Source organism: Photobacterium sp. 1_MG-2023 (assembly GCF_030547945.1).
Classification (GTDB): domain Bacteria; phylum Pseudomonadota; class Gammaproteobacteria; order Enterobacterales; family Vibrionaceae; genus Photobacterium.
The window spans coordinates 1-13,468 of record NZ_JAUORR010000031.1 but is presented as its reverse complement, the minus strand read 5'-3'; the positions used below and the strand labels follow the sequence as shown (position 1 = coordinate 13,468).

10 protein-coding genes and 8 tRNA genes are annotated in these 13,468 nt (G+C 53.2%); 2 read left to right on the top strand and 16 right to left on the bottom strand.

Translation table 11 applies throughout. The features are described from left to right. Positions 1 to 7 precede the first annotated feature (7 nt). The 3 genes from holA to leuS all read right to left on the bottom strand — a co-directional run bounded on the left by holA (position 8) and on the right by leuS (position 4,319). Positions 8 to 1,036 carry a DNA polymerase III subunit delta gene (holA, locus tag Q4579_RS19660; RefSeq protein ID WP_303566452.1) on the bottom strand — a complete coding sequence of 343 codons (1,029 nt, stop codon included), beginning with the start codon at positions 1,034 to 1,036 and terminating at the stop codon, positions 8 to 10. Beyond that, the gene (gene lptE, locus Q4579_RS19655; protein WP_303566450.1) at positions 1,033 to 1,662 is read right to left on the bottom strand and encodes an LPS assembly lipoprotein LptE; all 630 of its coding nucleotides are present in this window, start codon (positions 1,660 to 1,662) and stop codon (positions 1,033 to 1,035) included. The genes holA and lptE overlap by 4 nt, the downstream gene beginning before the upstream one ends. 80 nt (positions 1,663 to 1,742) lie before the next feature. Next, entirely contained in the window at positions 1,743 to 4,319 is a 2,577-nt protein-coding gene (gene leuS, locus Q4579_RS19650) for a leucine--tRNA ligase (protein ID WP_303566449.1), read from the bottom strand. Between the two features lie 169 nt (positions 4,320 to 4,488). Between leuS and Q4579_RS19645 the strand changes: the two genes are divergently transcribed. Next, positions 4,489 to 4,971, top strand: a complete 483-nt coding sequence (locus Q4579_RS19645) for a zinc ribbon-containing protein (protein ID WP_303566448.1) — start codon at positions 4,489 to 4,491, stop codon at positions 4,969 to 4,971. A gap of 58 nt (positions 4,972 to 5,029) precedes the next feature. Here the strand turns inward: Q4579_RS19645 and lnt are convergent, their stop codons facing one another. From lnt to miaB, 5 genes are all read right to left on the bottom strand, one after another. Next, positions 5,030 to 6,589, bottom strand: a complete 1,560-nt coding sequence (lnt, locus tag Q4579_RS19640) for an apolipoprotein N-acyltransferase (protein ID WP_303566447.1) — start codon at positions 6,587 to 6,589, stop codon at positions 5,030 to 5,032. After that, positions 6,589 to 7,461 carry a CNNM family magnesium/cobalt transport protein CorC gene (gene corC, locus Q4579_RS19635; protein WP_211646063.1) on the bottom strand — a complete coding sequence of 291 codons (873 nt, stop codon included), beginning with the start codon at positions 7,459 to 7,461 and terminating at the stop codon, positions 6,589 to 6,591. Before corC ends, lnt begins: the two co-directional genes overlap by 1 nt. 97 nt (positions 7,462 to 7,558) lie before the next feature. Further along, a complete protein-coding gene (ybeY, locus tag Q4579_RS19630; protein WP_303566445.1) occupies positions 7,559 to 8,023 on the bottom strand; it encodes an rRNA maturation RNase YbeY in 465 nt (154 codons plus the stop codon). 5 nt (positions 8,024 to 8,028) lie between these two features. Continuing rightward, positions 8,029 to 9,096: a PhoH family protein gene (locus Q4579_RS19625; RefSeq protein ID WP_303566491.1), complete on the bottom strand. Its 1,068-nt coding sequence runs from the start codon at positions 9,094 to 9,096 to the stop codon at positions 8,029 to 8,031. 75 nt (positions 9,097 to 9,171) lie between these two features. After that, positions 9,172 to 10,596: a tRNA (N6-isopentenyl adenosine(37)-C2)-methylthiotransferase MiaB gene (miaB, locus tag Q4579_RS19620; protein WP_303566443.1), complete on the bottom strand. Its 1,425-nt coding sequence runs from the start codon at positions 10,594 to 10,596 to the stop codon at positions 9,172 to 9,174. 314 nt (positions 10,597 to 10,910) lie between these two features. On the opposite strand from miaB, the gene Q4579_RS19615 reads away from it, so the two are divergent. Beyond that, the gene (locus Q4579_RS19615) at positions 10,911 to 12,071 is read left to right on the top strand and encodes a 2-octaprenyl-3-methyl-6-methoxy-1,4-benzoquinol hydroxylase (protein ID WP_303566441.1); all 1,161 of its coding nucleotides are present in this window, start codon (positions 10,911 to 10,913) and stop codon (positions 12,069 to 12,071) included. Between the two features lie 365 nt (positions 12,072 to 12,436). On the opposite strand, the gene Q4579_RS19610 is transcribed toward Q4579_RS19615, so the two are convergent. From Q4579_RS19610 to Q4579_RS19575, 8 genes are all read right to left on the bottom strand, one after another. Further along, positions 12,437 to 12,523 (bottom strand) — tRNA-Leu (locus Q4579_RS19610). A gap of 70 nt (positions 12,524 to 12,593) precedes the next feature. After that, positions 12,594 to 12,668: transfer RNA gene (locus tag Q4579_RS19605), tRNA-Gln, on the bottom strand. A gap of 26 nt (positions 12,669 to 12,694) precedes the next feature. Next, positions 12,695 to 12,781, bottom strand: a tRNA-Leu gene (locus Q4579_RS19600). A gap of 46 nt (positions 12,782 to 12,827) precedes the next feature. After that, positions 12,828 to 12,904, bottom strand: a tRNA-Met gene (locus tag Q4579_RS19595). Positions 12,905 to 12,937: 33 nt separating this feature from the next. Beyond that, a tRNA-Gln gene (locus Q4579_RS19590) sits at positions 12,938 to 13,012 on the bottom strand. Between the two features lie 27 nt (positions 13,013 to 13,039). Further along, positions 13,040 to 13,126: transfer RNA gene (locus Q4579_RS19585), tRNA-Leu, on the bottom strand. Positions 13,127 to 13,195: 69 nt separating this feature from the next. After that, positions 13,196 to 13,270: transfer RNA gene (locus Q4579_RS19580), tRNA-Gln, on the bottom strand. A gap of 3 nt (positions 13,271 to 13,273) precedes the next feature. Then, positions 13,274 to 13,358: transfer RNA gene (locus Q4579_RS19575), tRNA-Leu, on the bottom strand. Between the last annotated feature and the right edge of the window lie 110 nt (positions 13,359 to 13,468).

Sequence of the window (13,468 nt, the reverse complement as noted above, 5' to 3'; positions counted from 1 at the left end):
ATTTGCCTCACTGCGCTCGGGGTAAGCCCTGGCTCATGCCGCACATCAGGGTGGCCAAGGTGCTTAACCCAGGCCAGATATGGTTGTCGAAATCTGTTTTGACCTGACGTTCCAACTGAGTCAACTGATGCAGGGCTTGCAGCAACAGGGGCAGTGGTAAGCGGTGCAGGGCGCCCACGTAAAGCTCGCGGCGGTTCTGCCAGACCCGAAAGTTCTCAAAGATCCGGTTCAGGGGAGTGCCTTGCTTCCCCATTTCCTGCATCCGGTAGAGCTGGGTCAGCTCTCGCTGCAGGGTCCGCAGAATGATGATGGCTTCAACCCCTTCCGCTTCCAGCTGACGCAAAATACGCTGGCTGCGTTTGGCCTGTCCGGCCAGCAGCGCGTCGAGCAACTGGAATGGTGTGTAATGATTATGGCGACTGAGCGCATCCTGAATCCGAGGGACAGTCAGGGTGCCGTCGGGGTAAATCAGGGTGAGCTTATGCAGGCTTTGCGATAACGCCAGCAGGTTTCCTTCATGCCATTGTGCCAGTAACTGGATGGACTCTGCATCGGCTTTGAGGCCGAGCTGCTGACAGCGCTGCTGAATAAATCGCGGCAGCTGGCGGGCATCCGGCGTATTGCACGGCACATAGATGCCCTGGGCAGTCAGCGCTTTGAACCAGGCGCCGGACTCCTGTTTTTTATTCAGGCGAGAGCCATAAACCAGCAGCAGTATATCCGGATGCAAAGCATCAAGGACGGTTTGTAAGGATTTGGCCTGATTGGCGTTGAGGCCGGTTTCCGGCAGGGTCAGTTCAATGATTTGCCGGGCAGAAAACAAGCTCAGCGCCTGACAGCAATCCAGCACTTCCGTCCAGTCGAGCTGGTTGTCGACCGAAAAACTGTGGCGCTCCAGAAATCCCGCTGTTTTGCCATGTTGCCTCAGTAAATCTGAGGTTTCCTGAAGGAGTAAAGGCTCGTTACCACAAACCAGATAAGCCGAGGACAGCCCTTGTTTCAGGCGTTCCCCCAGTTGTTCCGGGTAAATCCTCATGGTGTTGCTGTGTCCCCGGTCTGCAACCGTTGATTTGTGACTGCTTGAGCCGGGTCGGTTTCAGTTTCAACCGTTGAAACGTCATCAGACAGCGTCTCGTCTTCGTCCAACTGGTTCAGATCTGCGGTCAGACGTGCCAGCTGGCGCATAATCTGACGGGCAGCCTGCTCACGCATTTCGTCGAGCAACATGTCGCGCTCTACAGACTTCGCAAGCGCCGTTAACGGGTTGTCCAGAAAGCTCCGGTTCACTTTGGTGGTAAAGCGTTTGGCGCCTTTTTCCGGGACGACCACCTGATAGCTTACGGTGTAGGTCAGCTCATATTCGGCTGCGCGGCTGTTCTGATACAGCGACAGGGTTCGTTCGCCCTGAGACTCGCTGATCAAATGCAGGTTTGGCACCTGGGATGACGGCGGAACGGCTTCAATACCGTGAAGCTTAAACTGAGATTTAACCATGCGGGTCAGCGGCCCGTATTTATCAAAACTGGTCAGAGACAGGCGTGCGATGTCGTCGGGCAGCATATAGTTGCCGCGCAAATGAAAGCCGCAAGAGGCTGTTGCCAGCGATAGCAGGACAACAATCACCAGACGAAAACGGGACAGCAGGGATGAAGCGGTGCTCACCGTGTCTACTCCTTGTCAAACATATCAAGAATTCAAGAGAAAACGCCTTCCCGGTGGGAAGGCGTTGTTCGTGTGCCGGATTAGTTGGCGACGATGTTCAGTAGCTTGCCCGGGACGAAAATGACCTTCCGGATGGTTTTATCATCCGTAAATTTCGACACGTTTTCGTCCGCCAGCGCAATGGCTTCGACCTGTTCTTTGTCAGCGTCAGCAGCCACCGTCAGTTTGGCACGCAGCTTACCGTTCACCTGAACGATGATGAGCTTCTCATCTTCGATCATCGCTTTGTCGTCTGCGACTGGCCAATCAGCGTGGTCAACGTCAGACTCACCCAGAGCAGCCCACAGTTCAAAGCAGACGTGCGGGGTGATTGGATACAGCATCCGAACCACAGCTTTCAGGGCTTCGTCCAGCAGTGCGCGGTCCTGGACAGAATCCTGCGGGGCCTTACCCAACTTGTTCATCAGTTCCATGATCGCAGCAATCGCCGTGTTGAACGTCTGACGGCGGCCAATGTCATCGCTGACTTTGGCAATCGTCTTATGGACATCACGACGCAGCGCTTTCTGATCTGCCGTCAGAGAGGTAGCATCCAGAGCTTCGACCACGCCTTTTGCGGTATGTTCAAAAACAAGTTTCCAGACACGTTTCAGGAAGCGGTTTGCGCCTTCGACGCCAGATTCCTGCCATTCCAGAGTCATGTCCGCCGGAGAGGCAAACATCATGAACAGACGGACGGTGTCTGCACCGTATTTGTCGACCATTTCCTGCGGGTCGATACCGTTGTTCTTCGACTTGGACATCTTAGTCATGCCGGAGTGAACCAGCGCGTTGCCTTCTTCGTCCGTCGCTTGCGTAATGCGGCCTTTTTCGTCGCGCTCCAGAGTGACTTCTGTCGGAGACACCCAGATTTTCGCGCCTTTGTCATTGGTGTAGTAGAAGGCATCTGCCAGCACCATCCCCTGACACAGCAGCTGCTTGAACGGCTCGTCACTGGTGACCATACCGCTGTCGCGCAGCAGCTTGTGGAAGAATCGGGAATACAGCAGGTGCATACATGCGTGCTCGATGCCCCCGATGTACTGGTCGACCGGCAGCCAGTAGTTGGCCGCATCGGAATCCAGCATTTCGTCCGCTTTTGGCGAGCAGTAGCGTGCGTAGTACCAGGACGACTCCATGAAGGTGTCGAAGGTGTCGGTTTCACGCAGTGCAGGTCTGCCTTCAAAGGTGGTTTCGGCCCACGCTTTGTCTGCTTTGATTGGGCTGGTTACGCCGTCCATCACCACATCTTCCGGCAGGATCACGGGCAGTTGGTCAGCTGGGACCGGATGTACTTCACCATCTTCTGTGGTGACCATCGGGATCGGTGCGCCCCAGTAGCGCTGACGGGAAACACCCCAGTCGCGCAGACGGAAGTTCACGGTTTTCTTGCCTTTACCTTCTGTTTCTAGCTTGGCGGCAATTGCATCGAACGCAGCCTGAAATGCCAGACCGTCGAATTCACCCGAGTCGAACAGAACACCTTTTTCGGTGTAAGCCGCTTCGCTGATGTCCAGAGTACTGCCGTCGGCAGGCTTGATGACTGGCACAATGTCCAGGCCGTACTTGGTGGCGAATTCAAAGTCGCGCTGATCGTGCGCAGGAACAGCCATCACGGCACCTGTGCCATAGTCCATCAGCACAAAGTTTGCGACGTAAACCGGAACACGGCGGCCGTTCAGCGGATGAATGGCATACAGGCCGGTGGCCATGCCTTTCTTCTCCATGGTAGCCAGTTCAGCTTCAGCAACTTTGGTGTTGCGGCATTCATCGATAAAGGCAGCCAGCTCAGGGTTATTCTGTGCCGCTTTGTCAGCCAGCGGGTGACCGGCAGCGATTCCCACGTAGGTCACACCCATCAGGGTGTCCGGACGCGTGGTGTATACTTCCAGCGGTACGTCCTGGCCTTCAACATCAAACGCCAGTTCTACGCCTTCAGAGCGACCAATCCAGTTGCGCTGCATGGTTTTGACCATGTCAGGCCAACCTTCCAGATTGTCCAGATCGTCCAGCAATTCCTGCGCATAAGCTGTGATTTTGATAAACCACTGCGGAATTTCTTTTTGCTCGACCGGTGTGTCACAACGCCAGCAGCAACCATCTTCAACCTGCTCGTTCGCCAGAACGGTCTGGTCATTCGGACACCAGTTCACGGAAGAGGTCTTCTTGTAGACCAGGCCTTTGTTGTACAGCTTGGTGAAGAACTCTTGTTCCCAGCGATAGTATTCTGGCGTACAGGTTGCGAATTCACGCTTCCAGTCGTAGCCGAAGCCCAGCAGTTTCAGCTGGTTCTTCATGTAATCAATGTTTTCGTAAGTCCACGGCGCTGGTGCTGTGTTGTTTTTCACCGCGGCATTTTCAGCCGGCAGACCGAAAGCATCCCAGCCGATTGGCTGCATGACGTTTTTGCCTTGCAGGCGCTGATAACGGGAAATCACGTCACCGATGGTGTAGTTACGCACGTGCCCCATGTGGAGGCGCCCACTCGGGTACGGGAACATGGAAAGACAGTAGAATTTTTCTTTATTCGGGTCTTCACTTACAACAAAGGTTTGGTTGTTGTCCCAATGTTCTTGAACTTTCGGTTCAATGTCCTGTGGACGATATTGTTCTTGCATCGATGACTTCCGGAATCTTTGTGAATTACATAAACACAGTCAAAATAATCGACATAGAATAACTAAAGGTAAAGGTAGCAACAATAGCTGAGGCCGAATAGGGCAGGTTATATTGTGATAATTCAGCCCGGCCACTGCTGAGTGAGTCCAAGGACCAGGGAGATCTTGCATGGGTAAACAAAAAGCAGCCTATGAATCCATGTTGGAAGAAATGACGGAAACCTTAAAGCACAGCCCGGAAGAGCTGAAGCATTGGATTGAAACCACTGAAAAATACCGGGAGGCGGCCAGTGATATGACCAAAGACGAGCTGGCGCTGATCCGACAGTATCTGAAGCGCGACGTGCAGGAATTCGGGCAGAATGTGCAGGAAAGTCCGGCGCCGTTTTCAGAAAGCCCGTTTTATCATCTGGTGTCTGAAACCATCTGGCGCGGTCTGGCTGAGGTGACGGACAAAACGCAGCTGGAGTGGGTGGAAGTCATGGATGATCTGAAACACCGGGGTGTGTATCAGGCCGGAGAAATCGTCGGGCTGGGTCATCTTGTCTGCGAGAAATGTGGTCATCATGAGCAATATACCCATGTCCGGACCATTGAGCCTTGTGTGAAGTGCGGCGGAACGCAGTTTACCCGTCAGCCACTGGCCCCTTAAGGCGATAAACGCAAACGCATGACAGGGCGCATTGCACCCTGTCATGAAGGGATGTTGATTAGTGAACACCTTCCTGCGGATTGGTATCCCGGAAATCCCCCCGGCGGCGTTTCACCAGTAACCAGGATAGAGTGACCGACCACAGCATGTACAGGTACAGCGGCCAGCTGCCCAAAGAGACATAAGGGGTCAAGCCTTTGGTCGGGGTGACCGTGGCGCGTAGCACACCTGTCTCGAATTGAGGCAGTTCAGCGATGATTTGTCCGTGATGATCGACTACGGCTGTCACGCCGGTATTGGTGGCACGCAGTAATGGTTTGCCTGTTTCCAGTGCCCGCATTTGCGCAATTTCCATATGCTGGTGTGGGCCGATTGAGCGACCAAACCAGGCATCGTTCGACAGGGTTAACAGCATATCCGTGCCCATCCCCACGTTCTGGCGGACCTGCTCACTGAAGGCAATTTCATAACATAAGGCTGGCGCAAGCGCGTATCCGTTCGCTTCCAGGTTGGGCTGAATGAAATCGCCGCGGCTGAATGAAGACATCGGGAGATTAAAGAATGGCGCAATCGGGCGCAGAATGTCTCCGAACGGCACGAATTCACCAAAGGGCAGCAAATGGTGTTTACTGTACCGGCTGACCGTATCGTAATGATATTCGCCATCCCGGTTCACACCCAGCGTCAGGATGTTATTGAAAAACTCGCCCTGTTCGGTTTTGTCCAGAACCCCCGTGATCACCGCGCTTTGATTCATGCGTGCGGCTTCGTCCAGACGACTCAGGAAAGTGCCGACCTGTTGCTCCAGTGCAGGGATCGCTGCTTCTGGCCAGATAATGACATCGGCGTCCCAGTTTTCACGGGTCAGATCCAGATATTTCATCAGGGTTGGCCATTGCTGATCCGGCCGCCATTTCATTGCCTGGGGGATATTTCCCTGCACCAGAGCAACTTTCACCGGCTTATAGGGATCTGGCTGAACCCACTCAATGCCTTTGGTCTGATAAGCCAGGAAAAAAATCAGGGCCGGCAGCATCAGCGGTTTCCAGTTGCGGTAATAACCCGCAGCAACCAATGCACCGCAGCTCAGCACCAGGGCCAGCGTGAGTCCTTCTACACCGAGAATCGGCGCGAAGCTGGCAAAGGGGCCGTGGATTTGTCCGTATCCCAGCCACAGCCAAGGGAATCCGGTGAACAGCCAGCCACGCAGCCAGTCCAGTAACAGCCAGAGTACCGGGCCAATCAGCATGAGCTGGTGGAAAGGGCGTCCATGGCCGAGTCTGGCAAAGAGTGCACCAAACAGGGCCGGAAAGAGGGCGAGATAGCCAATCAGCAGGGCCATCAGGAAGAGGCCGGCGGCGATTGGCATGCCGCCAAAGTCGGCAATGCTGACATGCACCCACCACACGCCACTGCCAAAGAGGCCTAAACCCCATGCCAGTCCGGTCCAGAAGGCCGTTTTCGGGCGTTGGTTTTGCAGCAGGGTAAAGAAAACAATGAGGGAAAGCGGGGCAAGATACCAGAATTGATAGGGTGCAAAAGACAGGGTTGCCAGCGCACCTGCCGGGACGGCTAACAGCAGCCGTCCCCAAAGGTTTAAATTGTCGATTCGTCTCATCAGGGCGTCATCGTTGGTTGATGTGCCTCCTGCGGCACCGTCACTTGTAATTGAATGATCCGGCGGCTGTCCGCTGCTGTGACTTTGAACGCGTAGCCTTCCAGTTCGACCACTTCCCCCCGGGTTGGCAGGTGACCGAAACTGGTCATGACCAGGCCACCGATGGTGTCGATGTCATTGACGCTGAAGCTGGTCTGGAACATTTTGTTGAAGTCATCAATGGTTGTTAATGCCTTCACATTCCAGGTGTGTTTGCTCAGCTGGCGAATTTCCTGTTCTTCTTCGTCGTCGAATTCATCTTCGATTTCGCCAACGATTTGCTCCAGGATATCTTCAATGGTGATTAAGCCGGAAACGCCACCAAATTCATCAACCACGATAGCCATGTGGTAGCGTTCTTCCCGAAATTCTTTCAGCAGGCGATCCACCCGCTTGCTCTCCGGCACAACAACAGCCGGACGGAGAATGGCGTCGAGTTCAAACGGCTCGCTGTCCGGGCGCAGGTAGCGCAGCAGATCTTTTGCAAGCAGGATGCCTTCGACATGGTCTTTATCGTCGCTGATGACCGGGTAGCGGGAGTGCTGGGCATCAACAATGATATCAATCAGATCTTCAACCTTCTGTGAACGTTCTATGGTGATCATCTGGGAGCGAGGGATCATGATGTCCCGGACGCGCATCTCAGAAATCTGGATCACACCTTCGAGCATGTCGCGAGTGTGATGATCGATCAGATCATTTTCTTCGGAATCCCGGATCACATCGACCAGTTCTTCCTTATTCTGTGGCTCGCCCTGAAAGAGCTGGCCAATACGTTCAAAGAAGGTCTTTCGACTCGGACCGTCAGAATTTTGGGGGTTATCGTCGTTCATTGCTTTCTATTCAAATAAGTGGCTCAAGCCACGGAAAGCCGGCGCCAAACGATTGGGAGCCGACCGGATTACTTTAAAATGACTGCCTGGGCTGATGTTAGTATTGGTCAGCCTCGTAAGGATTGGCAAACCCCAGAGCCTGCATAATTTCAGTTTCCAGCGCTTCCATTTCCTCGGCTTCGTCATCTTCAATATGGTCATAACCTAGCAGATGAAGGGAGCCGTGTACAACCATATGTGCCCAGTGGGCAAACAGCGGTTTTTCCTGTGCCTGTGCTTCATTTTCAACGACCTGACGACAGATGATCAGATCGCCCAGCAGCTCCAGTTCAACGCCCGGCGGTGCCTCAAACGGGAAAGACAGCACATTGGTTGGCTTGTCTTTACCACGGTATTCATGATTCAGCGCCTGGCTTTCTTCGGTATCCACCAAACGGATCGTTACTTCCGCATCGGCCTGGAACGGGGTGACTGCTGCTTCCAGCCAGCGCTGGAAGTCGGCTTCTGTCGGCAGGCCACTTTCATCAGCAGTGGCAAGCTGTAAATCCAGATAAATCGCCATCGGGCTTATTCTTCCGTTTCTGGGCTGGCCTGACGCGAAGCTTGCTGCTCGCGACGGCGTTGTTCTGCCAGTTTGCGTTGTTTCTGATCTTCAGTTTCCCAGACTTCATAAGCCTGAACGATCCGGGCAACGACCGGGTGTCGCACGACATCGGATGCCTGGAAGAAGTTAAAGCTGATTTCTTCGACATCGGCCAGCACTTCGATGGCATGACGCAGGCCAGAACGGGCACCACGTGGCAGGTCGATCTGAGTAACGTCACCGGTGATCACGGCCCGGGAATTAAAGCCAATCCGGGTCAGGAACATTTTCATCTGCTCGACCGTGGTGTTCTGACTCTCATCCAGAATGATGAAAGCATCATTCAGTGTCCGGCCACGCATGTAAGCGAGCGGGGCGACTTCAATCACATTGCGCTCAATCAGCTTTTCAACCCGCTCGAAACCCAGCATTTCAAACAAGGCGTCATACAGCGGGCGCAGATAAGGGTCGACTTTCTGGCTCAGATCGCCCGGCAGGAAACCCAGCTTCTCACCGGCTTCAACCGCAGGACGGGTCAGCAGGATCCGGCGGATCTCCTGACGTTCCAGTGCATCAACCGCGGCTGCAACCGCTAGGTAGGTTTTACCCGTACCGGCAGGGCCAATCCCGAAAGTAATGTCATGACCAATCATATTCGCAATGTACTGCGCCTGATTCGGGGTCCGTGGTTTGATCACGCCCTTCTTGGTCTTGATGTTTACTTCTTTGCCATAAGGAATACTGGTGGCGGTGTCTTGTTCCAGTACACCGGATTCTTTGATCGCTAAGTGAATTTGTTCTGGCTCAATATCCGGGATCACATTACGCACCGGGGCGGTGTCCACATAGAGATGTTTCAGGATATTGGCCGTGGCTTCGGCGGTATGGGGTTGACCGACGATACTGAAACTGTGGCTGCGGTGGCTGATTTCAACACCCAAGCGGCGTTCCAGTTGTTTGATGTTGTCGTCGAATGGACCGCAAAGGCTGGCCAGGCGGTGATTATCGGCGGGTTCGAGATTCAGTTCTACAGTAATAATTTTGCTCAAGATTTGCCTCTCAGTAGGCCGCCCACTGTAACGGGCGGCCGAAATTATTGGGCATGGGCAGAGATTTCTGTCCTCTCATTAAGGAGTATAAACGCCTACACCCAATTCATCTTCTTTACGGGTTTTCTCCATGATCTCGCTTGGAGACACGGCAATCCGCAGGTTCATGTCTGCTTCGGTACGGACAAGCTCACCACGCAGGGAGTTGTTGAATACGTCTGTGATTTTGACATCGACAAACTGACCGATCAAATCCACCGAACCTTCAAAGTTCACGACACGGTTATTTTCGGTCCGGCCGCGTAGTTCCATGATGTTCTTCTTCGACGGACCTTCTACCAGAATCCGCTGCTCGGTATCCAGCATCTGGCGAGAGTAACGCATCGCCTGGCTGTTGATTTGTTGCTGCAGTTCGTACAGACGCTGCTTCTTCACATCTTCCGGCAGATCGCACGGGTAATCCGCCGCCGGGGTGCCCGGACGTGCAGAGTAGATAAAGCTGAAGCTCATGTCGAAATCGATATCGCGGATCAGCTTCATGGTGTCCTGGAAATCCTGATCGGATTCACCCGGGAATGCCACGATGAAATCGGAGCTGATGGTGATATCCGGACGGACTTTACGAAGCTTACGGATTTTCGACTTATATTCGATAGCCGTATGTGGACGTTTCATCATCGCCAGAATCCGGTCGGAACCACTCTGGACCGGCAGGTGCAGGAAGCTGACCACTTCAGGCGTGTCTGCGTAGACTTCGATGATGTCGTCGGTAAATTCGATGGGGTGGCTGGTGGTGTAACGAATCCGGTCAATGCCATCGATTGCGGCGACCAGACGCAGCAGTTCAGCAAACGAAGCGATTTCACCGTCATGGGTGACACCGCGGTATGCGTTCACGTTCTGACCCAGCAGGTTCACTTCACGGACGCCTTGTTCTGCCAGCTGTGCAATTTCAAACAGGACATCATCCAGCGGACGGCTGACTTCTTCACCACGAGTGTATGGCACCACGCAGAAGGTACAGTATTTTGAACAGCCTTCCATGATGGAAACGAAAGCTGTCGGGCCTTCTGCACGGGGCTCCGGCAGGCGGTCGAACTTCTCGATTTCAGGGAAGGAGATGTCCATCACCGGTGCTTCTTCAGACTGAGACTTCGCAATCATTTCCGGCAGGCGGTGCAGGGTTTGCGGACCAAAGATCACATCCACATAAGGCGCACGTTCGCGGATCGAGTCGCCTTCCTGAGTTGCAACACAGCCACCGACGCCAATCACCAGACCTGGCTTTTTATCTTTCAGGGTCTTCCAGCGGCCAAGCTGATGGAAAACTTTTTCCTGAGCCTTCTCACGGATGGAGCAGGTGTTCAGGAGTAGTACATCTGCTTGTTCTGGTTCTTCTGTTAACTCATAACCGCCATTCGCGTTGAGAAGATCGGCCATTTTTGATGAATCGTATTCGTTCATCTGGCAGCCCCAGGTTTTGATCAGCAGTTTCTTCGCCATGTCTCACTCTTCACTCGTGTGTTAATTCGGTGCATTTCATGCTGCGAATGCAGCGTCGGCTGTGTCTGGAAGGTGCTGTGCCCCTTCTCTGTTAGCCAGCTTAAATTGCAAGCCGCGTATTGTACTGCTTTCGACCCGGTGTGACCAGATCATCAATGCTGATTATAAAATCGGCAGGCTGGCTGTCTTGTGGCTGAAACATGAAGGGAGGACGGGTGGATTTAGCAGGAAAAAACCGTCGATTGATGTCAGAAGGTAGCCAAGCAGAGGAAAGCCGTTAGAATGTCGTCAACGTTAAGCATTGAGAGACCAGCATGGAACAGTTTGATGTCGTGATTGCCGGCGGCGGAATGGTAGGTGCAGCGGCAGCGTTGGGCATGGCCCGTCAGGGCCGGAAAGTCGCTGTGATTGAAGGAGAAAAGCCCGAGGCTTACCATGAATCGCAACCGATGGATTTACGGGTCTCCGCGATTTCAGCCCAGTCGGTAAAACTGCTGGAACGACTCAAAGCCTGGGACCATATCCGGGCGATGCGCTTGTGTCCTTTCCGGCGTCTGGAAACCTGGGAGCACCCGGAATGCCGGACGCGTTTCAGCGCCACAGATTTAGGATTACCTGAGCTGGGTTTTATGGTGGAAAACCGCTTGATCCAGCTGGGTTTGTGGCAGGCATTTGAAGAACAGCCGAACCTGACCCTGATTTGTCCTGCGCGCCTGGAAAATTTTCAGGCCATGGAAGACGGCTATGAGATCGAACTGGATAACGGTCAGCGTCTGAAAAGCCGCTGGCTGGTTGGGGCCGATGGCGCCAATTCCAGAGTCCGGCAACTGGCAAAGATTGGCATCACAGCCTGGGATTACCGCCAGCACTGTCTGTTGATCAGCGTTGAAACAGAACTGCCACAGCAGGAGATCACCTGGCAGCAATTTACCCCGAAAGGGCCACGTTCGTTTCTGCCTATGCCGGGCCATCAGGGCTCTCTCGTCTGGTATGATCATCCGGCCCGCATCAAACAATTAATAGCGATGCCGAATCCGCAACTGGCACAGGAAGTAGCAAAGAATTTCCCGGCTGAGCTCGGCCAGATCACGGTGCAAAACAAGGGCTGCTTCCCGCTGACCCGGCGACATGCGCAAACTTACTTTCAGAACGGCATTGTGCTGCTGGGCGATGCTGCACACACCATCAATCCATTAGCAGGGCAGGGTGTGAATCTGGGCTTCAAAGATGTCGATGTTCTGCTGGATGAAATGGCTAATGGCGGTGATTTCTGGTTTGAGACATGCGTTCTGCAACGGTATGAGCGGCGTCGCCGGCCAGATAACCTGATCATGCAAACGGGGATGGATGTGTTTTACAAAGCGTTCAGCAATGATTTACTGCCTTTTGCCGTGTTACGGAATGTCGGATTGAAGCTGGCCGACCATACAGGTCCGATAAAACATCGGGTTCTGAAATACGCGCTTGGGTTGTAATCCGTAACAACGTCAGTCGAAAAAGCCACCGTCGTGTGGCTTTTTTTATGATCAGTGAACGAAGAAAGCTGAGCGACGGATATGACTGATACCAATCAAAGTAAGTTAATGATCAGAAATAGCGCAGGAAAAATGTTTGAGAACAAGGCGGGTTTTTAGATAAGTAGTTATTCTACAATCAAAAAATCTAACGCAGTCATCGAACATTTGAACAAGCTAGGATGATCAGTGAATTACTGCGATTGGTATGACCCGATGGGGCAGCAAATTTCAGGGACAAAAAAACCAGCATGATGCTGGCTCATTTTGCGACGTTACCGGAGTAACTTCTGATTGTTTTACAACCCCCTGGAATTCCAGAAAGTTGGTGCGGAGGGAGAGACTTGAACTCTCACGTCCTTGCGGACACTAGCACCTGAAGCTAGCGCGTATACCAATTCCGCCACCACCGCAACATGGTGAGTCAGACCCAAAGGTCTTCTCGAGCTTTCAAAACACCTGAAAAGTGTGTCTGAAGCAAAATGGCAGGGCTACCTGGATTCGAACCAGGGAATGGCGGCATCAAAAGCCGCTGCCTTACCGCTTGGCGATAGCCCTAAAATTTCAAATTTTCAGAAGTCAATTGGTGCGGAGGGAGAGACTTGAACTCTCACGCCCTTGCGGGCACTAGCACCTGAAGCTAGCGCGTCTACCAATTCCGCCACCACCGCGTATATTGACTCTGTTGCCATTCAAATCCTTGGTCGAGAATAAGAATGGTGGCTACGACGGGATTCGAACCTGTGACCCCATCATTATGAGTGATGTGCTCTAACCAACTGAGCTACGTAGCCATTTTCAAACGTTCAACCGAACGAAGTGAAAAATGGCAGGGCTACCTGGATTCGAACCAGGGGATGGCGGCATCAAAAGCCGCTGCCTTACCGCTTGGCGATAGCCCTGCAGGTGATCTGTAACAGATCGAAAGTTGGTGCGGAGGGAGAGACTTGAACTCTCACGTCCTTGCGGACACTAGCACCTGAAGCTAGCGCGTCTACCAATTCCGCCACCACCGCACGTGGTATTCATTCTCCTGCCGAAGCAGGAAAGATATCGAGTTGGTAATGCTCGTTACCTTCAAAATATGGCAGGGCTACCTGGATTCGAACCAGGGAATGGCGGCATCAAAAGCCGCTGCCTTACCGCTTGGCGATAGCCCTAAATGGTGCGGAAGGAGAGACTTGAACTCTCACACCTTGCGGCGCCAGAACCTAAATCTGGTGCGTCTACCAATTCCGCCACTTCCGCAAATTGTAGGATGTCACTGACATCAGAAAAGTTATTGGTGCGGAGGGAGAGACTTGAACTCTCACGTCCTTGCGGACACTAGCACCTGAAGCTAGCGCGTCTACCAATTC